This is a genomic window from Pseudomonas sp. NPDC007930, assembly GCF_042958985.1.
In the GTDB taxonomy this organism is placed as follows: Bacteria; Pseudomonadota; Gammaproteobacteria; order Pseudomonadales; family Pseudomonadaceae; genus Aquipseudomonas.
Genome location: NZ_JBIBKC010000007.1, coordinates 31,829 through 50,354 on the forward strand (window position 1 = coordinate 31,829; position 18,526 = coordinate 50,354).

Annotated in this window: 16 protein-coding genes; 7 read left to right on the top strand and 9 right to left on the bottom strand. The window is 68.8% G+C overall.

Annotation, left to right across the window (positions count from 1 at the left end):
* Positions 1 to 65: 65 nt before the first annotated feature.
* Entirely contained in the window at positions 66 to 1,277 is a 1,212-nt protein-coding gene (locus tag ACFZCE_RS16090; protein ID WP_390940701.1) for an acetyl-CoA C-acyltransferase, read from the top strand.
* Positions 1,278 to 1,284: 7 nt separating this feature from the next.
* Entirely contained in the window at positions 1,285 to 2,061 is a 777-nt protein-coding gene (locus ACFZCE_RS16095; protein ID WP_390940703.1) for an enoyl-CoA hydratase, read from the top strand.
* Here the strand turns inward: ACFZCE_RS16095 and ACFZCE_RS16100 are convergent.
* From ACFZCE_RS16100 to ACFZCE_RS16120, 5 genes are read right to left on the bottom strand one after another with little or no spacing between them, the layout of a single operon-like run.
* A complete protein-coding gene (locus ACFZCE_RS16100) occupies positions 2,048 to 3,175 on the bottom strand; it encodes an MFS transporter (protein ID WP_390940705.1) in 1,128 nt (375 codons plus the stop codon). The genes ACFZCE_RS16095 and ACFZCE_RS16100 overlap by 14 nt on opposite strands.
* 4 nt (positions 3,176 to 3,179) lie before the next feature.
* Positions 3,180 to 4,412 carry a hypothetical protein gene (locus ACFZCE_RS16105; RefSeq protein WP_390940707.1) on the bottom strand — a complete coding sequence of 411 codons (1,233 nt, stop codon included), beginning with the start codon at positions 4,410 to 4,412 and terminating at the stop codon, positions 3,180 to 3,182.
* Positions 4,409 to 5,512 (bottom strand): aminotransferase class I/II-fold pyridoxal phosphate-dependent enzyme, encoded by a 1,104-nt coding sequence (locus ACFZCE_RS16110; RefSeq protein ID WP_390940709.1) that lies wholly within the window; start codon positions 5,510 to 5,512, stop codon positions 4,409 to 4,411. The genes ACFZCE_RS16105 and ACFZCE_RS16110 overlap by 4 nt, the downstream gene beginning before the upstream one ends.
* Positions 5,512 to 6,477 (bottom strand): NAD(P)-dependent oxidoreductase, encoded by a 966-nt coding sequence (locus tag ACFZCE_RS16115; RefSeq protein ID WP_390940711.1) that lies wholly within the window; start codon positions 6,475 to 6,477, stop codon positions 5,512 to 5,514. Before ACFZCE_RS16115 ends, ACFZCE_RS16110 begins: the two co-directional genes overlap by 1 nt.
* Positions 6,478 to 6,482: 5 nt before the next feature.
* Entirely contained in the window at positions 6,483 to 7,625 is a 1,143-nt protein-coding gene (locus ACFZCE_RS16120) for a radical SAM protein (RefSeq protein WP_390940713.1), read from the bottom strand.
* 180 nt (positions 7,626 to 7,805) lie between these two features.
* On the opposite strand from ACFZCE_RS16120, the gene ACFZCE_RS16125 reads away from it, so the two are divergent.
* The 4 genes from ACFZCE_RS16125 (at position 7,806) to ACFZCE_RS16140 (ending at position 14,429) form a co-directional block, all read left to right on the top strand.
* Positions 7,806 to 9,206 carry an aminotransferase class I/II-fold pyridoxal phosphate-dependent enzyme gene (locus ACFZCE_RS16125; RefSeq protein ID WP_390940715.1) on the top strand — a complete coding sequence of 467 codons (1,401 nt, stop codon included), beginning with the start codon at positions 7,806 to 7,808 and terminating at the stop codon, positions 9,204 to 9,206.
* 346 nt (positions 9,207 to 9,552) lie between these two features.
* On the top strand, positions 9,553 to 12,552 hold the full coding sequence (locus tag ACFZCE_RS16130; RefSeq protein ID WP_390940717.1) for a type III effector HrpK domain-containing protein: 3,000 nt from the start codon (positions 9,553 to 9,555) through the stop codon (positions 12,550 to 12,552).
* Between the two features lie 86 nt (positions 12,553 to 12,638).
* The gene (locus ACFZCE_RS16135; protein WP_390940719.1) at positions 12,639 to 13,037 is read left to right on the top strand and encodes an ester cyclase; all 399 of its coding nucleotides are present in this window, start codon (positions 12,639 to 12,641) and stop codon (positions 13,035 to 13,037) included.
* Positions 13,038 to 13,166: 129 nt separating this feature from the next.
* Entirely contained in the window at positions 13,167 to 14,429 is a 1,263-nt protein-coding gene (locus ACFZCE_RS16140; RefSeq protein WP_390940721.1) for a hypothetical protein, read from the top strand.
* A gap of 12 nt (positions 14,430 to 14,441) precedes the next feature.
* Here the strand turns inward: ACFZCE_RS16140 and ACFZCE_RS16145 are convergent, their stop codons facing one another.
* Both ACFZCE_RS16145 and ACFZCE_RS16150 read right to left on the bottom strand, forming a co-directional pair.
* Positions 14,442 to 15,701 carry a HipA domain-containing protein gene (locus ACFZCE_RS16145; protein ID WP_390940723.1) on the bottom strand — a complete coding sequence of 420 codons (1,260 nt, stop codon included), beginning with the start codon at positions 15,699 to 15,701 and terminating at the stop codon, positions 14,442 to 14,444.
* Positions 15,694 to 16,011, bottom strand: coding sequence for a helix-turn-helix domain-containing protein (locus tag ACFZCE_RS16150; protein WP_390940725.1), 318 nt, complete (start codon positions 16,009 to 16,011; stop codon positions 15,694 to 15,696). Before ACFZCE_RS16150 ends, ACFZCE_RS16145 begins: the two co-directional genes overlap by 8 nt.
* Positions 16,012 to 16,230: 219 nt before the next feature.
* Here ACFZCE_RS16150 and ACFZCE_RS16155 point away from each other — a divergent pair, with 219 nt between their 5' ends.
* On the top strand, positions 16,231 to 17,178 hold the full coding sequence (locus ACFZCE_RS16155; RefSeq protein WP_390940727.1) for an oxidoreductase: 948 nt from the start codon (positions 16,231 to 16,233) through the stop codon (positions 17,176 to 17,178).
* Here the strand turns inward: ACFZCE_RS16155 and ACFZCE_RS16160 are convergent.
* Together ACFZCE_RS16160 and ACFZCE_RS16165 are read right to left on the bottom strand one after the other, a co-directional pair.
* A complete protein-coding gene (locus tag ACFZCE_RS16160) occupies positions 17,162 to 17,821 on the bottom strand; it encodes a TIGR02466 family protein (protein WP_390940729.1) in 660 nt (219 codons plus the stop codon). The genes ACFZCE_RS16155 and ACFZCE_RS16160 overlap by 17 nt on opposite strands.
* A 119-nt stretch (positions 17,822 to 17,940) precedes the next feature.
* Positions 17,941 to 18,519, bottom strand: coding sequence for an NAD(P)H-dependent oxidoreductase (locus ACFZCE_RS16165; RefSeq protein WP_390940731.1), 579 nt, complete (start codon positions 18,517 to 18,519; stop codon positions 17,941 to 17,943).
* Positions 18,520 to 18,526 lie beyond the last annotated feature (7 nt).

Genomic DNA, 18,526 nt, shown 5'->3' on the forward strand with positions numbered 1-18,526 from the left:
CCGTGGTCCGGCACTCCGGCTGTGCCGGGCGAAGGGCCACAACAGGCACAACACAGGAGGCACACATGAACACAGTCAACGACGACCCGGTGGTGATCGTCGCCGCCGCCCGCACCCCCATGGGCGGCCTGCAGGGCGAATTGGCCGGGTTGGCCGCGCCGCAACTGGGCAGCGCCGTGCTGGCGGCCTGCCTGGCCCGCGCCGGCTGGGGCGAGCGCGAGGTCGACCAGGTGCTGATGGGCTGCGTGCTGCCCGCTGGCCTCGGCCAGGCCCCAGCGCGCCAGGCCGCGCTTGGCGCCGGGCTGGCCAAGGGCACGCCGTGCACCACCCTCAACAAGATGTGCGGTTCGGGCATGCAGGCGGCCATCCTCGGCCACGACCAACTGCTGGCCGGCAGTGCCCGGGTGGTGCTGGCCGGCGGCATGGAAAGCATGAGCAACGCGCCGTACCTGCTGGCCCGCGCCCGCGCCGGCTACCGCATGGGCCATGGCCAGGTGATCGACCACATGTTTCTCGATGGCCTTGAAGACGCCTACGCCAAGGGCCGGCTGATGGGCACGTTCGCCGAAGACTGCGCCGCGCGCCTGAGCATCGGCCGTGAACAGCAAGACGCCTTCGCCATTGCCTCGCTGACCCGCGCCCAGCAGGCGATCAGCGAGGGGCTGTTCCGTGAGGAAATCGTCCCGCTCAGCGCCACCGTGGGCAAGCACACGCAGGAAGTACGCGACGACGAACAACCGCCCAAGGCGCGCCTGGAGAAAATTCCCACGCTGAAGCCGGCGTTCCGCGATGGCGGCACGGTCACCGCCGCCAACAGCAGTTCGATCTCCGACGGCGCCGCCGCCTTGCTGCTGATGCGCGCCAGCCACGCCCGCGCCGAGGGGCTGGCGCCGCTGGCGATCATCCGTGGCCACAGCGTGCACGCCGGCGAGCCCGGCGAGTTTCCGCTGGCGCCGATCGGTGCGATCGAAAAACTCATGGCGCACTTGCCCTGGCAGTTGCAAGAGGTGGACCTGTTCGAGATCAACGAGGCCTTTGCCGTGGTCACCCTGGCGGCGATCCAGGTGCTCGGCCTGGCCCCGGACAAGGTCAACGTCAACGGCGGCGCCTGCGCCCTCGGCCACCCGATTGGCGCTTCTGGCGCGCGTATTCTGGTCACCTTGCTGCACGCCCTGCGCCAGCGCGGGCTGCGCCGCGGGGTGGCGGCCATCTGCATCGGTGGCGGCGAGGCCACGGCGATGGCGCTGGAAATCCCTGACACTTCATTCAACCCGTGAGGCCCCCATGCACGACTACCACGCGATCCTCGTCAGCACCCACGGCCGGGTGGGCTTGATCACCCTCAACCGGCCGCAGGCATTGAACGCGATCAACGCCCAGTTGGTCGATGAAACCAACCAGGCCCTCAGCGCCTTCGAGGCCGACGCCGGCATTGGCTGTATCGTGATCACCGGCTCGGACAAAGCCTTTGCCGCCGGCGCCGACATCAAGGAAATGGCCGGCCTGGCCTACCCTGGCATCTACATGAACAACCTGTTCGCCGAGGCCGACCAGGTGGCGGCCCGGCGCAAGCCGTTGATCGCCGCGGTGGCCGGCTACGCCCTGGGCGGCGGTTGCGAGCTGGCGATGATGTGCGACTTCATCCTCGCCGCCGACAACGCCCGCTTCGGTCAGCCGGAGATCAACCTCGGCGTGCTGCCGGGCATGGGCGGCACCCAGCGCCTGGCCCACGCGGTGGGCAAGGCCAAGGCCATGGAACTGTGCCTGACCGGCCGCCTGATGGACGCCGAGGAGGCCGAGCGCAGCGGGCTGGTGGCGCGCGTGGTACCGCGCGCCGAGTTGCTGGAGGAGGCGCTGAAGGCCGCCACACTGATTGCCGAGAAATCCCTGCCGGTGGCGATGATGGTCAAGGAGAGCGTGAACCGCGCCTTCGAGGTGAGCCTGGCCGAAGGCGTGCGCTTCGAGCGGCGGGTGTTCCATGCCGCCTTCGCCAGCCATGACCAGAAAGAAGGCATGGCCGCCTTCGTGGAAAAACGCCCGCCGCGCTTCAAGCACTGCTGAGGCGCGGGCGCAGCAGCGCGCAGGCCAGCAGCGCCGCCGCCACGCCCACGGCAAACACCCACAGCCCCTGGCCTTGGGCCACGCCGTACAGGCCGCCGGCGGTGGCCAGGGTTTCGGCGCTGGCCCAGGTCAGGGTCACGATGGCCATCGCCCGCGCCGGCCGCCCGGGGAACACCCGCACCGCCAGCGCCTGGTACACCGGGCCGAAGATCATCTCCGCGAGAGTCAGCAAGCCGATGGCCAGCGCCGCCGCGCCCAGGTGGCTGTGGGCGCTGTACAACGCCCACAGCCCCAGCGCCAGGCTGGCGTTGGCCGCCAGCAGCAGCGGCGTGTGGCCCAGGCCACGGCTGAGGCGGGTCAGCGGCACTTGCAGCAGCACGATCAACGCGCTGCTGGCGGCGAACAACAGCCCCACCTGCTCGGCGCCCAGGGTGCCGGCGGCGTGCAGCGGGAACACGTTGTAGAACAGGCTGAAGGCGAGGAAGGTCAGCCCGTTGAGCAGCAGGAACCGCCACGGCGCCAGCGCTGCCGGCGGCGCGGCGGCAGGGGCCTGGGCGGTGCTGGCGCCGCACGGGCGGTTCGGCAGGCACAGGCACAGCAGCAGGGCGGGCAGCACGTACAGCAGCGGCACCAGCAGGTACCAGGCGCGGCAATGGTTGAGCACCCAGGCCGAGGCGTACGGGGTGACCCCGGCGCTGAGGTTCAGCGCAACGTTCTCCAGTGAAAAGGCGGTGAGGGTGTCGGCGCGGGTTTGCCCCGAAGCGATGAAGCTCAGTTGCGCCAGGCTGCTCACCGAACTGGCCAGGCCGAACAGCGCCGCGCACGGCAGCCACAGCCACCAATTGCTGTTGCCCGCGGCGTACAGGCCGTCAAGGCCGAGCAGCGCCAGCACCAGCACCGCCTGGGTGCAGAGCATCAGCGTGCGCAGCGCGCAGCGCTCGACCCAGCGCACGCACAGCAGGCAGCCGGCGCGGTTGGCCAGGGCCAGGGTGCCGGCCAGCACGCTGACCTCAGCGGCGCTGAACGGGGTGACCCCGGTCAGCCATACCGCAAAGAACGAAAACAGCACGCTCCAGCAGCCCCAGGTGAAAAACCGCAACGCGTACAGGGCCATGGGCTCAGTCCAGGCAGTAGGCGGGCTTGAAGCGCCCGCGGTCGGTGAGCAGGCTGATCTGCTCGATGGCCTGCAGCACCCGCCGGGGCTCGCCGCTGAGCATGCCAACCCAGGCGTGGTCCGAGCTGCCCACCGCCGGCACGCGGTGGCCCTCGGCGGCGAACTGGGTGTGGCAGCACTGCACCACCGCGGCGTCGAGGTGTTCCAGGCGGGCACTGGCCGGGCAGCCGTACCAGATGCCCAGGGTGGCCTGCGGTTCGGCCTGGATCGCCGCGAACGGGCAGGGCGCCGCGGCCTCGAGCAGCGGTAGCAGCAACACGTGGGCGAGCAGGTCGGCGGTGTTCAGTTGGTAGGCCTGGGCGATTTGTTCGAGCAAGGTGGCGCCGCCGATGCGCCCGGCGTTGGCGTCGATCAGCCAGAGGTGGTCCAGGCCCTGGATGAACTCGCAGTGGAAGTAGCCAAAGTTCAGCCCGGCCCGTTCCAGCAACTGCTGGATGCAGGCCCAGCCGGCTTCGCGCACCGCCGTGGGCACCCCTTCGCACACCGGGAAGCGGTTGCCGACTTCGGTCAGGCCGAGCCGCGAGCGGCTGGAAATCCCCAACCGGCGCAAGCTGCCGTCGAAGGCATAGCCCTCGAAGCTCAGCAGCCGGCCGTCGAGGCAGCGTTGCAGCAGCCACTGGGCATCGCCGGGCCCGCCTTGCGCGGCCAGGTGCTCCAGCAGCCGCGGCCGCAGCGCCACGCTGGGCAGGTAGGCGATGCCCAGCCCGCCAGAGGCCAGCGCCGGCTTGACGATCACCTGCTCGCCCCAGCGCGCGGCGGCGGCGAGGTCGACCGTGGCGGCTTCGTCGGCGCGAAAGCACAGGCTCGGCGGGCTGTATTCGGGGATGAACGCCTGCACCCGGCGCTTGGCGCTGAGCTGCGCCAGGCAGTAGGGCGGGGTGCGCCAGCCGAATTGCTGGCCCAGCCGCAGCACCGCCGGGAAGCGCTCGTCGTACAGCGTGGTGACCGCCCAGACGTTGGCGTAGCGGCGCGGGTGCAGGCGGATTTCCGCTTCCAGCGCGCCGTCGTCGTCGGCGTCTACGTCGTACCAGCACACCCCGCGCAGGTACGGCTCCATGGCCCGGCACAGGCCGGCGCGGCGGCCCAGCACCACGGCGCGCAGGCCCTGGCGTTGCAGGGCTTGGTCAAGGTATTTGAGGGCGACATTGCCGATGCCGATGATCAACAGGGTTTTCATCGCAGCGCTCCAGGCAGTTCGGAGAGGGCCTCGAGCAGCGCCGGCTGGAACAGCTCGGGGTGGAGGGTCAGGCGCAGCAGTTGGTCATCCCCCCAGGGCGGCGGCAGCGCCATGCTCACCCCCCGGCGCAGCCAGGCCGCGTGCCAGTGGCGCAGCGCCGGGCTGGCGGGCAACACCAGGCTGACGAAATTCGCCGCCGACGGCAGGTAGGGCAGGCCGCGCAGCCGGGCGAACAGCTCGAAGCGTTCGCGCAGCGCCAGGGTGTGCGCGCGCAGGGCCAGCAGGTGCCTGGGTTCGGCGAGCATGCGTTCGGCCAGCCAGGCCGACAGGCCGCTGACCGCGTAATGGATGCGCGTGCGTTGGGCCGGTGCCAGCAGGCCCTCGCTGGTCACCGCATAACCCACCCGCAACCCGGCCAGGCCGCAGGCCTTGGAAAAACTGCGCAGGCGCACCGTGGCCGGCCACGGGCCGAGGTCGCCGTAGTGCTCGGCAAAGCCCAGGTAGGCCTCATCGAGCAGCAGCAGGGTGCCGGGCGGCAAGCGCGCGGCCCAGGCCTTCAGCGCCGCCAGCGGCACGAAGCGGCCGCTGGGGTTGTCGGGGTTGGCCAGGTACAGCAGCCGTGGGCGCAGTTGCTGGGCCGCCTGCAACAGCCCGGGCAGGTCGATCGCGCGGCTTGCGCCGTGCCCGGCGTAGGGCACGGTGTGCAAGGCCAGGCCCTGGGCGCGGGCGAAGTAGGCAAAGGTGGGGTAGGTGCCCTCGCTGCACAGCACCGGCTCGCCGGCATCGGCGTAGGCGCGCAGCATCAGCGCGATCAGGCTGTCGGCGCCGGCGTCCACCAGCAGGTGTTCTGGCGCCACCCCTTCATGGCGGCTGAGCGCCTGGCGCAAGGCTAGCGCGGAGGGGTCTGGGTATTGCCGGCAGTGTTCGAGCAGGGCCGGCTCGAAGGCTTCGGTCCAGGGCCGGGGGTACAGCGCCAGCGCTTCGTTGGCGCTGAGCCGGGCCGGCAGCGGCTGGCCGAGCTCGCGCTCCAGCGCGGCCAGGCCAGGGAACGGGTTGGCCGGCGCGCGAGGGCCGCGCAGGGCTTTGGCGGGCCACGGCATCACCGCGCCTCCCCGGCGTTGAGCAGGTTGCGGTGGGTGCCGTCGCGCAGCAGTTGGTGCAGGCACTCGGCGGCCTTGCGGCGCAACTCGGCCAGGGCCAGTTCGGAATAAAACGCCATGTGCGGGCTCCAGATCACCCGGTCGCTGAGCAGCGCGCCGGCGGGGGCTTGGGTTTCGTCTTCGAGCACGTCCAGCGCGGCGCCGGCCAGGCCGCCGGTGCCCAGGGCCTCGGCCAGCGCTTCGCTGCACACCAGCGCGCCGCGGGCGGTGTTGATCAGCCATTTGCCGCGCAACAGGCGCAGTTGTTCGCGGCCCAGCAGGTGGTGGGTGGCGGCGCTCAGCGGCGCGTGCAGCGAGACCACCTGGCAGGCCTGGAGCAGGTCATCGAGGCGCTCGTAACGGGCCAGTTGCAGGGTTTTTTCCCAGCCGCTGGGGCGGTACGGGTCGAAGAACCCCACCTGGCAGCCCAGCGCCTGGAAGCGCCGCGCCACCGCGGCGCCGATCCGCCCCAGGCCAACCAGCCCCACCCGCAGCCCGGCCAGGCGCGGCAGGCTGCCGGCGCTGCGCCAGTTCCAGTCGCCACCCCGCACTGCGCGGTCGGCCTGGGGCAGCCGGCGCAGCAACGCCAGGGCCAGTGCCAGGGTGTGGTCGGCGACTTCGTCGGTGCCGTAGTCCGGCACGTTGGCCACCTGGATGCCCAGGCTGCGGGCGTAGGCCAGGTCGATGTTGTCGACCCCCACCGCGGCGCGCACGATCGCCCGGCAGCGTGGCAGTTGCGCCAGCGCGGTGGCCGGCAGTGGCACCCGGTGCCAGGCGATCATCGCCTCGCAGGCCAGCGCCTGGGGCGGCAGTTGCGCCACGCAGTCGACGTGGTGCAGTTGCACCCCGGGGCCGAGCACAGCCTGTTCGAGGTCGGCGGTGTGCACGTAGCTGTGCCGCTGAGAGTCGAGGATCAGGATATTCACCGCGCTCACTCCGGGAACACGCAGGGCGTGCCCTGCCAGTTGGTGAAGGCCAGCGCCTCGCTGCCGTCGGCCTGGGTGAACAGCCGCGCCGGGGTGCCGCCCAGCTCCAGCGGCACGCTGTACTTGCCGCTGCGGTGCGGCACCACGAACTCTGGTACGGCCATGTTCGACAAGCGCCGCTTCATCTTCGCGATGATCGCCACCCCGGTGCTGATGGGCGTGCGGTAGCGCTGCGCGCCAGGCGAAAACGGCATGAACTGGTACAGGTAATGGGGCAGCACGCCGAGCCCGTAGAGGCGCATGCACAGCGCCTTGAGGCAGGCGTAGTCGGCGTTCACCCCAGCCAGCAGCGGGATGTTGGCGAACAGCAGCGGCACCCGGGTGTGCAAGTGGCGCACGGCGGCCTCGAAAGCCGGGGTGAGCTCCCGCGGGTGGGCCACGTGCAGCCCCACCGCGTTGACCCGGTATTGGCCAAGGGTTTCGACCAGGCTGTGGGTGATGCGGTAGGGGTTGAAGGTCAGCGCCCGGGTGTGCAGGCGCAGCAGCAGGTCGGGGCGCACCGCGCGCAGGTCGGCCAGCAGGCTGGCCAGGCGCTCGTCGGAGAGCATCAGCGGCTCGCCGCCACTGAGGATCGCCTCCTCGACCTTCGGCTGCTGGGCCAGGTAGGCGAGGGTGTGCTGCCATTCGGTTTTTTTCAGCGGCGCCTTGCCCGAGGCCGGCTCCAACGTGCGCAGGGCTTCGTAGCAGAACTGGCAGTATGCGTGGCACACGTTGGCGCAGCGCAGGATGACGCGGTTGTCGTACTTGTGCTGGCAGATCGGCGTGACCATTTCGCCGGGCATTTCCCAGTTCTCGGTGTGGCCGTCGTAGGCCAGGGCGGCGCCGCCGTCTGGCTCGCCCACCGGGGCCATTTGCAGCCAGATCGGGTCGTCGGGCAGGGGGCAGCCTTGGGCGTCGGTGGCGATCAGGTTGGCCAGGTAGGGGGTGAGCCCCAGTTTGCGCTGGCCGAGGTTGCGCAGCAGTTCGGGGTGCTGCGGGCTGTTCGCCAGGCCCGGGAAGCGCGCGGCCAGCGCGGCGGCGTCCTGAAGGGCGTTGCGTTGCTGCCAGCGCCAGTCTACCTGGGCGCTGGCCGGGGCATTGTGGGGCATGTGGGGCACTCCTTGGCCAAGCCTTCGACTGCGGCCATGTTAGGGGCCAAGGGCGGCCGGCGCCCTGACAGTTCGGGCCTGCGCGGCCTAACTGTTTGGCAGGGTTTTGCTAACAGCAGGCAACGTTTGCCAAGGGCCGGTGAGCTTGTTAAAAAAACCCTTTGGCCCAGGAAGCGGCACATGACAACCACCGCGAACGGCCCCCAGCAAGGGCTGGCACTTTCGCAGCAGGAGCAACTCTGGCAGGCCTTGATCACCTCGATCGAGCAGGGCCAGTTGCAACCCGGGCAACGCTTGCCGTCGATCCGCGCCACGGTGGCCGAACGCGGGGCGAGTTTTCACGCCGTGGTCAGCGTGTACGAGCGGCTGCAGGCCAGCGGCCTGATCGAAGCCCAGGCCGGGCGCGGTTACTTCGTGCAGCCGCCGGCGCCAGCGCCGTTGCCCGCGGCGGGGCCGATCCACCTGGCCGGCGCGCACCCGCTCAAGGCGTTCTGGCGGTTGTTCCACGGCAACGACCACTGCATGAAGCTCGGCTGCGCCTGGCTGCCGCCAGGCTGGCGCGACACCGCCGCGTTCGCCCGGGTGGTGCGGCGCACGGCCAATTTCGCGCACAGTTCGCTGGTGGAGTACGGCGACCCCTGCGGCCACCTGCCGTTGCGCCAGGCCCTGGCGGCGCGCCTGGCGCGCCAGCTCAAGGCCCCCGTGGGCGCCGAGCAACTGCTCACCACCCTCGGCGCCACCCATGCGCTAGACCTGCTCATCCGCCAGTGCATCCAGCCGGGCGACCGGGTGCTGGTGGATAACCCGTGCAACAGCAACCTGGTGCAACTGCTGCGCCTGCGCGGCGCCGAGGTGGTGGGCATCGCCCGCGGCGCCGACGGCCCGCGCCTGGCGCACATGGCCCAGGCCCTGGCCGCGGGGCCGGCGCGGGCGCTGTTCGTCAACACCCGGCTGCACAACCCCACCGGCACTTCGGTGAGCGCGCAGAACGCCTTCGGCCTGCTGCGCCTGGCCCAGCAGCATGGCTTGCTGATCGTCGAAGACGACGTGTACGGCGACTTCTGCGCCGAGGGCGCCAGCCCGCTGCTGGGCCTCGATGGCTTCGAGCGGGTGGTGTATGTGGGCAGTTTTTCCAAGTCCTTGTCGGCCAACCTGCGGGTGGGCTACATCGCCGCGGCCGAGCCGCTGATCAGCGCCCTGGCCGACCTGAAACTGGCCACCTGCGTGTCGGTGCCGGGGCTGTGCGAGCGGGTGCTGGCGGCGATTCTCGCCGACGGCAGTTACGAGCGCCACCTGCAACGCCTGCGCCGGCGCCTGCAAACCGCCCAGGCGACCGCCCGCGCGGCGTTTCGCCGCTGGGGCTGGGAGGTGTTCCACCCGGCCAGCGAGGGGTTGTTCCTGTGGGTGCGCCACCCGCGCTGGCGGCCGGGGGACGAGCAACTGAACGCGGCGTTCGAGCAGGGCGTGCTGCTGGCCCCGGGGGTGCTGTTCAGCGCCGATGGCCAGGTGTCGGAGTGGATGCGGGTGAATGTGGCGCATTTGTGCGTGGCGAGGGGGGAGCGGGTGTTTGCCGGGTTGTAAGGGGGGCTCGCGGGCCCTTCGCCCGGCACAGCCGGCCTCCCACTGGATTTGTGTAACTACTTGATTTACTTGGCAACACAGAACTCGTGGGAGGCCGGCTGTGCCGGGCGAAGGGCCCTGAAGCCCATGCGTACAATCAGCGGAGTTCACAGCTTGAGTGAACACCATTACAACCATGCCGGGCGAACGGCCCTGCAACTTCACAACGTTTCACAACCCCCCACAACCCGCGCCAGCCCTGGCCTGCAGCGCCACCCCGGGGCGCTTGTGATCCAAACGTCACGCCAGCGTCATCTGCGCTTCCTAGGGTGCCTTGACTGCCCCCCACTGCCCAGGAGCCACCCCGATGAATGTCGCCGTCAACAAGCTGACCAAGGCCGAGGCCAAAAGCACCTCCGACGCCCAGTGGGGGGATGCCGTCGAGCGCGCCAAGGCCAAAGACGCTGGCATCGAGTGGGAGCGCCCCAAGGATGACAACCGCTCGGCCCAGCAGATCATCGACGACAGCCCGTTGCTGAAGAACCTCGGCAACCAGAGCGGGGTGAAAGACAAGCTCAAGGAGCGCGTGGGCGACTTCGAGAACGACCCAGACGCCGCCTACCGCGCCGTGCAGGTGCTCGACCACATCGAGCAGCTCAGCGAAACCGGCGAGCGCCTGGCCGGCGGTGACGTCAACAACGGCAAGGTCGATGGCTTCACCAAGGGCGGTGACGCCAAGCACGGCACCGAAGCCGGGCGCCTGCAGGATTTCGGCAAGTACGGCTTTGGCAACCTGCAGGGCAAGCTGGAAAACCCCAGCAGCGTGGGCAGCGACGCCGAAGCGCGCAAAGAGGGCGAGGCCGCCGGCATCGTCTGGGAACTGCCCGAGGGCGACAAGCGCAGCGCGCAAGACATCATCGACGCCAACCCATTGCTGAAAAACCTCGGCAACCAGAGCGGCGTGAAAGACGCGCTCAAAGACAAAGTGGGCGACTTCGAGCACGACGCCAACGCCGCCTTCCGCGCCAGCCAGGTGCTCGACCGTATCGTCGGCTACGACGAAAACGGTAAGGTGCTCAGCGGCGATGAAGTGGCCAACAGCAGCGTCGATGGTTTTACCAAGGGCGGCGAGGCCAAGCACGGCACCGAGGCCGGGCGCCTGCAGGACTTCGGCAAATACGGCTTCTCGGCGCTGCCCAAGGCCGAGGCCAGCAGCGACATCGGCAGCTACAAGGACTACCTGAAAACCAACCCGGATGCCGACGAAGGCTCGAAGAAGGTCGCCCAGTACGCGGCCATTCTCGAGCAGCAATACGACTCGATCCGCGGCAAAACGGGTGCCGGCGATGCCCTCACCGAGCAGAACATCAAAGACTACAAAGACGCCAACCCGCAGCTGAGCCAGGAGCAAAAAGAAGCGCTGGACTTCTTCTCCCAGCCCGGCGCCTTCAAGCTGCTCGACACCGCCAGCAATAACCTCGGTGGCAGCGCCGACGGCAAGGCCAGCAAGGCCGACATCAGCGCCTGGCTCGGCAGCGGCGCGCCGACCGACGCCACCAGCCTGACCAGCCTGATGCAGAGCGTGGTGGCCGGCAACCTGAGCAGCAAGGTCGATACCAGCCAACTGGGCAAGGACGTGTTCGAGCACCCGGAGAACTACAGCGCCGAACAAAAGGCCGCGGTGCTGCTCGACCTGCAGAACGCCCAGAAGCTGGTGCTCGACGGCGCCAACGCCGGCATGTGGAGCACCGACTACGGCAAGGTGGCAATCGCCAACGGCTCCGGCGCCTACTGGGAGCCGGAGAAGGTCCTGCAAGACATCAACGACCACATCACCCAATTGCAGAACGACCCGGCCACCGCCGAGTACCTGAAAACCCAGGGCGACCAGGCGATGAAAGACCTCTTCGAGGCCAACCCGGGGCTGAAGGACGCCGTGGGTAAAACCTACGAAGACCAGGTGACGTCCGGCAAGGCGCTGGACGCCGCGTGGGACGCCGCGACCAAAGACGGCAAGACCGACCAGACCGCCGCGCTGGCCAGCTACTACGCCACCGCGCAAAGCCTGCAGACCATGCTCGGGATCAACGACGCCAGCCAGATTCAAGCCGGGGTGGGCGCCTCCAAGCATGCCGAAGCACTGAAAACCTATTACAAGGACCAGCTCGCCTCCGGCGAGCGCATGCGCGAACTGCTCAAGAGCGAAACCCCAGAGCAGGCCGCGGCTGGCTTCAGCATGGAAGTGGCGCTGTACAACGCCACCCTCGACCCGGAGTTCACCGGCAAGCTCGACCAACAGCTCAACGACAACTTCTCCACCATCACCCAGGAGAACCTGTTCAAAGGCTCGAGCTTCGACGACATCAAAGCCGCGTTTGGCAAAAACGGTGGCGATGAACTCGACGAAGACAAGGTGCGCAAGCTGGTCGACCAGATGCGCACCGAATCGCCCGAGCTGCTGATGAACGCCGACGGCACCATGGCCACCACCGACCAGGTGCTGGCGGGCTTCCGTGGCAACTGGGACGTGTTGCGCCAGGGCACCAAGGCCCTGGATAAATTCGGCAAGCTCTCGGACTTCGACCCCAGCGGCGACGCCAAGGGTGCCTACGGCAGCGGCACCCTGCACGCGGTCAGCGGTTTGTTCCTGGCCGGGGTGACCATCGCCCGTGGCGCCCAGAACGGCGGCAAGCTCACCGACCGCAACATCGTCGACATCACCACCGGCTCAGTGCAGACCGCCACCGTGCTCACCGAGGGCGGCAGCAAGGGTTACCAGCAGTACATGGCCTCGGCGATCAAGAACGGCAAGGAGGTGGTCACCGACATGACCAACAGCGGCCTGACCGGCACCTTGCTCGACAAGGTGCAGGCCAACGTCGACAAAGGCGAGAACTTCGTCAAGATCTCGAAAAACTTCGAAGAGGCCGCCAAGGGCATCGGTGGCCTGGCCGGGATCGCTGCCGGTGCCTACGGCATCTTTGACGGGGTCAACGCCATCCGCCGTGGCGACACCCTTACCGGCGGCTTCGGCATCACCGCCGGCTCCCTCGGCGTGCTGGCCGGCACCGCTTCGGCGGCCGAAGGCACCCTGGGCCTGATCGGCGCCAACCTGCCGCGCTTCCTGCCGATGCTGGCCGGCACCGCCGGGGTACTTGGCGTGCTCGGCGCCGGCGTGGCGGTGCTCGGGGCGCTGATCCCGGGGTTGGTCAAGGAAGGCCAGCAACAGGCCAAGCAGGATGATTTCGCCCAGGTGCTCGGGGATTCGATCGAGCGCTACGGCGTTGACGGGGTGAAAGACGGCACCATCGATGACATCCCGACCAAAGACTGGCCGGGCGGCGAGGACTCCACCATCGCCGCGTGAGGCTGGGGAACGCAGGGCAGGGGGGAGGGTCTTTAGCTGCATGGCTGATGGGCGCTTCGCCCTCCCTAGCACTGAGGCCCACCCCCATGACCCCTGCCCAACTCAGCGCCCAGTACCTCGCCTACATCGCCTGCCTGAACGCCCAGGACTGGCCCAACCTCGGCCAGTTCGTCGACGACAGCGTGCGCCACAACGGCACCTGGCTGGGCGTGGCGGGCTACCAGGCGATGCTCGAACACGACTACCGGACCATCCCCGACCTGCGCTTCAACGTTGGCCTGCTGGTGGCCGAGCCGCCGGTGGTGGCGGCGCGCTTGCTGTTCGATTGCTCGCCCCAGGGGCCGTTTCTCGGCCTGGACACCACTGGCCGGCGGGTGCAGTTCAGCGAGCATGTGTTCTACACCTTCGCCGCCGGCAAGATCACCGAGGTGCACTCGCTGCTCGACAAAACCGCGTTGGAACAGGCCCTGGCCGCGCCGGGCTAGCGCCGCTGGTCGGCCGTTCGGTGGCCGGCCGTTGCGCTCTGCTTCACTGCGCTGAACGCCGTTGCGCTTGCCAACCGTTCGCCCCGTGGTGTGCTGTGGGTGCCGAGCATCGCCTGTGGAGCCGATGCCATGCCGCGCCTGTTGATCTTGCTGCTGCCGTTGTTGCTGCTGGGCTGCGCCGGGCATGGCCCGTTGCGCCCGCAACTGGGCCAAGTGTGCACCCAGGCGCCGCCGGCGCCCGGGCAGGATCGATGCGCCCAGGCCGCTTTCGAACAGGTGACTGGCCCGCAGGGCTACTACCTGGGCTTTGTGGAATTCGATGACCAAGGCCAGCCCACCGTCACCGAGGCCGAGGGCGGGGCGCCCGCGCAGCTGCGCGCGGTGGTCGGCCAGGCCAATACCCTGGCCGGGCAGGGCGATGTGATCCTGGTGGCCTTCGTGCACGGCTGGCACCATTCGGCCGCCGCCGGCGACAGCAACATCGACACCCTGCGCACGGTGCTCGCCGGCCTTGCCGCCAACGAAGCGCAGCGCCCGGCCAACCTGCGGCGGCCGGTGATCGGCGTGTACGTGGGCTGGCGCGGCAATTCGATCACCTTGGGCGGGCTGAATGAACTGACCTTCTGGGACCGCAAGAACACCGCGGCCAAGGTGGGCTACGGCTCGGTGACCCAGTTGTTCGCCGAGCTCGAGCAGATCAAGCGCAGCCGCGATGCCATCGACGGCCCCGCAGCGCGCCCCGGGCGCACCCGGCTGGTGGTGGTGGGGCACAGCTTCGGCGGGCTGGTGGTGCACAACGCGCTGGGGCAGATCATGGTCGACCGCGCGGTGCGCACCGAGGGCGGCAACCAAGGCTATGTGGGTGACATCGAACGCTTCGGCGACCTGGTGGTGCTGATCAACCCGGCCTTCGAAGCCCAGGCCTACGCGCCGCTGCGCCAGGTGGCGGTGCAGCGCAAAAGCTACGGCTGCGAGCAGCGGCCGATCGAGGTGATCCTCACCTCGCGCAGCGACGACGCCACCAAGCTCGCCTTCCCACTGGGCCGGCTGCTGTCGTCGATGTTCCAGCACGGCAGCTGGGCGCCGGCGAACACCACCGCGGTAGGCCACTACGGCCCCTTCCTCACCCATGACCTCAGCCCCGGCGCGCAAACCCCGCCGCCGCCCGGGCCGTGCACCCGCCCCAGCCTGGTCGCCCGGCAAAGCGGCGCCGCCGGCCTCAACCTCAGCCCCTGGCCACGCCCCGCGGGCAGCCCAGACACCCCGCCGCGGCGCGACCCGTACCTGAACATCAGCGTCGACGGCAGCTTGATCAAGGGCCACAACGACATTGGCAATGCGCAAACGATCGAGTTTCTGGCCGGGTTGCTGGCGGGGGCGGTGAGTGATTGAGGGATAAGCGGGTTAGCGCAGTTCCCGGATATTACTGTCGATACGCTCGGCGATGGTTTGCAGGGTAGTCAGGGTGATACGCCCAGGCAGCAGGCGCTGAGCGGTGGCCGCGAATTGGCTGCCGGCTTCGCACACTTGCTCGATAATCCTGTGCACCTCAGCAAGCGGCAGTTCGGCTTCTAGCTGGCCCAGTTGAGCCAGTTGCTTGCGGGTGATCCGTAGCGCTTCGCCCATCACATCCATTTGGTGATAGCCCCCAGGCCCTTCGCAGAACGTCACGTCGAAGGCTGGAGCTAGCGCCCATTGGCCGTTGGCCTTCATCAGGTAGGCAAAATTCTTCGGATGATCATCCCGGTTGTTGAAGACCACGTTGAACACCACCCGCTTGAAGGCGGCGGCTTTTTGCCGGGCATCCTGGGTGCAGAGCTGGGTGGCCCGCAAAAATGTGGTGTAGTCCAGCGCGCCGGGTGTTTGGTAATCGGCCCCGGTAAAGGCTGCCAGGCTTTGCATGGGTACCCGCAACTCACCCTGGCGGTCGAAGCGTTGAGTGGCGAAGGCAGCCTGGCCTGCAGGAAGGTCGAAGTGCACGGTCGCGGGGGTGCAGATGCCACACTGGCGCAAGCCTTCAGCGTAGGCCGCTTCTATCGCGCATACCTCTGGATGTTCGTGTTGGGCCGGAAACTTGATCAGCCAGGCCTCGGCGCTCGCGCTGGGCTGGGTGCTGAAGGCACCGCTGGCGTCGCGATACACCAACGCCTTGGGCCTGGCGCCTTGCGGGGAGCCGCCCATCTGTAGCAGCCGCTGGAGGAACTCGCCTCCTTCACCGCGCTGAACCTCCTGAACTTCGGCCGCCAACTGGGCCAGCGGGATGGCAGCTGAAGGCTGATCGAACTCGGGGGCGGCGGGTTCAAATGCCAACGCGCCCATGGCGTGATGGCCAACGTATGCCAACCGTTGCAACGGGCCGATACGCGCCGGGTTCAGGCCGCGCCGTTTGAACAGGCGGTCCATCAGCAGCATGCCCCAACCGTCAGGCAGCGAATCGTAGACCGGGCCGGGCAGGCCGAGTTGGTGCGCCGGGAACCCAGTCCGCAGGCTGGGGCCTATCAGTGGCAAGGTATAGGCCGCCAGTTCCAGCTGCCGTTGCCTGGCCTTGTCGCTGTACTCGAAGGCGATCAGCGGGCGGCCATTGACGGCGGCGGAGGCCGCCAGGGTTCCCCACTTCCAGTGCTCACCCCAGCCCTGGTAGTACACCTCGATTCGTTCAGGCATCGGTGGCTTTCTTCCGTGCGCGCTGGCGGTTGGCGCTGCGCTCGTAGCGCAGCATGTCGTTGAGGGTGTCGAGCTTGGGTTGGAACAACCCTTCCAGTTCCTGCATCCGCCCCAGCACCAAGGCGACGCGCACCAGGTTCTCGAGGGCAACGCCGCGGCCGGCTTCAAGGTTCGACAGGGTGCCAGCGCTGATCCCGGCGCGTGCCGCGAGCTCTGCCTGGGGCATCTGTTGGGCCAGGCGCTCCTTGCGCAGGCGAGCGCAGAGCAATTGGACCACCTCACTGGGCGACCTGAAGAGTAGGTTCATCATTTTGCGTCTTATGAGGGATGGATCGGTTTAAGAATCAAGATTATAGGTTTTAAAAGATTTTGATGAAAGCGGCTATCTACAGAATATTGTGGCTTAAGCCGGTTCAGTGAGGTTTGGATAAAAAATAGTGAAATTAAATCAACACCCCTCACGCGATGCAGCCCGAGCGATGCACGCCTACAATGCTCCCCCCACACACCCACCCCCCACGAGCCCCCCATGCCCAAGCCTTGGTCCACCGCCGACATCCCCTCCCAACACGGCCTGATCGCGCTGGTGACCGGCGGCAACAGCGGCATCGGCTGGCACACCGTGCTGGAGTTGGCGCGGGCCGGGGCGCAGGTGGTGCTGACCGCGCGCAGCGCGGCCGATGGCGAGGGCGCGGTGGCGCGGGTGCTCGCCCAGCTACCGGCGGCGCGGGTGCGCTACGTGTTGCTCGACCTGGCGCAGTTGGCGTCGGTGCGGCAACTGGCCGAGCAGGTGGCGCAATGGCCGCGGCTCGACCTGCTGGTGAACAACGCCGGGGTGATGCGCATCCCCACCCAGCGGCTGAGCGCCGATGGTTTCGAGCGGCAGTGGGCGACCAATGTGGTCGGCCCGTTCGCCTTGACCCTGGGCGTGCTGCCGGCGTTGTGCCGCGCACCGCGGCCGCGGGTGACTACTGTCAGCAGTATTCTGGCGGCCCATGGCACCCGGCGGGTCGACGTCGCCGGGGTACGTGGCGCCAGCCACTACTCACCCCACGCCGCCTATTGCCAGAGCAAGCTGGCGAACCTGCTGTTCATGACTGAGCTGGCCCGGCGCAGCCAGGCCGAGGGGCTGGCGCTGGTGAGCAATGCCAGCCACCCGGGCTGGGCGATGACCCGCCTGCACACCGCCGGCCCCGAGCGCGCCATGGGCCTGGGCCAGCGCCTGGCGGCGCGGGTGTTGGCGCAAAGCGCGGCGCAGGGCGCGCTGCCCAGCTTGCGCGCGCTGACCGAGGCGGGCAGCCAGGGTGGCGATTACTTCGGCCCGGCCGGGCCCTGGCAGCTCAAGGGCGCGCCGGTGAAGCTGGCGCTGCCGGCGCCGGCGCGCAACCCGGCCGCCGCCGAGCAGCTATGGGCGCTGGCGGAGCAGTGGGTGGGCATAAGGTTCAGCGAGCAGCTAGCCGCTACACGCCAAAATTGAACGCCACGGAAATCCGCGCCCGCGCGCTGGTGTGCGGCACCACCCGGTGCAGCAGCCAGGACGGGAACATCAGCAGCGTGCCCGAGCGCGGCGCGACGTGGGAGCAATAGCCGGCGGTGAGGCAGCCCTGGATGCGCATCCGCAGTTGCGGGTTGTAGGCCGAGGGCATCAGCCCGCGGGGGTCGACGAACTCCAGCTGGCCGCCGAGGGCTGGGTCTTCGCCGCAGCCGCCGTCATCGACCCAGTACACCCCAGACCAGAAGCACCCTGGGTGGCCGTGCAGGGCGTTGGCGTCGCCGGCGCGGTTCACGTTCGCCCAGGCGTTGTAGCGCCATTGCAGGTCGGCCGCGACCAGCCCGGCCTGGGCGTCGTGCACGGCGGTCAGTTCGTTGGCGAAGGCGCGGGCGAAGGCCACCAGTTGCGCGCCGGCCTCGCCGCTCCACTGCTCGAAGTCATCCGGCGACTGCCAGCCGCGTTCGTTACTGTGCTGCACCCCGGCACCCTCGGCGGCGCGGGCCAGGATCGCCGCGCTGAGGGCGGCGTTGAGCGCCTCGGCCTCGGGGTGGGCCAGGCGCGCTACCGGGGTGGTGAACAGGCGTTCGATGTGAATGTGGTCAGGGTCGATCTGGGCGATGGCAGACATGGCAGCGGGCAGTCGGGGGTGGGCGATGGGCCATGATAGTCAGGCCCCCAGGGCCGGCGAAGCCTTTTCGGGTATCCCCGCCGACACGCTGTGTAAGGGTTTTTTCACAATGCCCAGGCTCAGTACGGCGTGCCACGGGCACGCTGGGTTTTCAGCGCCTCGGCGTACCACTGCAGTTCATCGAGAAAACGCTCCATCTGCTGGCGCGTGCGCGGCTCGGCCGGTTGCCCGTCGTCACTCAGGGCGCTGCCGATGCGCGGGATGGCGAACAGGCTGGGGATGCTCGGCATGCCCAGCTCGCCCAGGGTCATGCGCAGTTGCATGGCCGCGCGCACGCCGCCGAAGCCGCCGGCCGAATAGCAGGCGATGGCAGACGGCCGCCACAGGTACTCTTCGAGAAAATGGTCGAGCAGGTTCTTCAGCGCCGGCGGGATGCCGTGGTTGTACTCGGCGCTGACGATCAAAAAGCCATCGGCGCGGCGGTACAGCGTGGCGAGGGTTTCGAGCTCGGCCGGGGCCTGACCCTGGGGGTACTCCTTGTACATGCGGTCGAGCAGCGGCAGGCGGGTGACCAACGGGTCGACCAGCACCGCTTCGTGGCCGCGGGCTTCCAGCGCGCCGAGCAGCAGGCGCGCGGCCTTGATGCCCTGGCGCTCGCTGCGCACAGAGCCGAGCAATACGGCGAAGGTGAGGGGCATGGTGGGG

What these genes read in the sequence shown, in the direction of transcription:
- ACFZCE_RS16090 (WP_390940701.1), top strand. Translation starts at nt 66, where the DNA reads ATGAACACAGTCAACGACGACCCGGTGGTGATCGTCGCCGCCGCCCGC.
- ACFZCE_RS16095 (WP_390940703.1), top strand. Translation starts at nt 1,285, where the DNA reads ATGCACGACTACCACGCGATCCTCGTCAGCACCCACGGCCGGGTGGGC.
- ACFZCE_RS16100 (WP_390940705.1), bottom strand. Translation starts at nt 3,175, where the DNA reads ATGGCCCTGTACGCGTTGCGGTTTTTCACCTGGGGCTGCTGGAGCGTG.
- ACFZCE_RS16105 (WP_390940707.1), bottom strand. Translation starts at nt 4,412, where the DNA reads ATGAAAACCCTGTTGATCATCGGCATCGGCAATGTCGCCCTCAAATAC.
- ACFZCE_RS16110 (WP_390940709.1), bottom strand. Translation starts at nt 5,512, where the DNA reads ATGCCGTGGCCCGCCAAAGCCCTGCGCGGCCCTCGCGCGCCGGCCAAC.
- ACFZCE_RS16120 (WP_390940713.1), bottom strand. Translation starts at nt 7,625, where the DNA reads ATGCCCCACAATGCCCCGGCCAGCGCCCAGGTAGACTGGCGCTGGCAG.
- ACFZCE_RS16125 (WP_390940715.1), top strand. Translation starts at nt 7,806, where the DNA reads ATGACAACCACCGCGAACGGCCCCCAGCAAGGGCTGGCACTTTCGCAG.
- ACFZCE_RS16130 (WP_390940717.1), top strand. Translation starts at nt 9,553, where the DNA reads ATGAATGTCGCCGTCAACAAGCTGACCAAGGCCGAGGCCAAAAGCACC.
- ACFZCE_RS16135 (WP_390940719.1), top strand. Translation starts at nt 12,639, where the DNA reads ATGACCCCTGCCCAACTCAGCGCCCAGTACCTCGCCTACATCGCCTGC.
- ACFZCE_RS16140 (WP_390940721.1), top strand. Translation starts at nt 13,167, where the DNA reads ATGCCGCGCCTGTTGATCTTGCTGCTGCCGTTGTTGCTGCTGGGCTGC.
- ACFZCE_RS16145 (WP_390940723.1), bottom strand. Translation starts at nt 15,701, where the DNA reads ATGCCTGAACGAATCGAGGTGTACTACCAGGGCTGGGGTGAGCACTGG.
- ACFZCE_RS16150 (WP_390940725.1), bottom strand. Translation starts at nt 16,011, where the DNA reads ATGATGAACCTACTCTTCAGGTCGCCCAGTGAGGTGGTCCAATTGCTC.
- ACFZCE_RS16155 (WP_390940727.1), top strand. Translation starts at nt 16,231, where the DNA reads ATGCCCAAGCCTTGGTCCACCGCCGACATCCCCTCCCAACACGGCCTG.
- ACFZCE_RS16160 (WP_390940729.1), bottom strand. Translation starts at nt 17,821, where the DNA reads ATGTCTGCCATCGCCCAGATCGACCCTGACCACATTCACATCGAACGC.
- ACFZCE_RS16165 (WP_390940731.1), bottom strand. Translation starts at nt 18,519, where the DNA reads ATGCCCCTCACCTTCGCCGTATTGCTCGGCTCTGTGCGCAGCGAGCGC.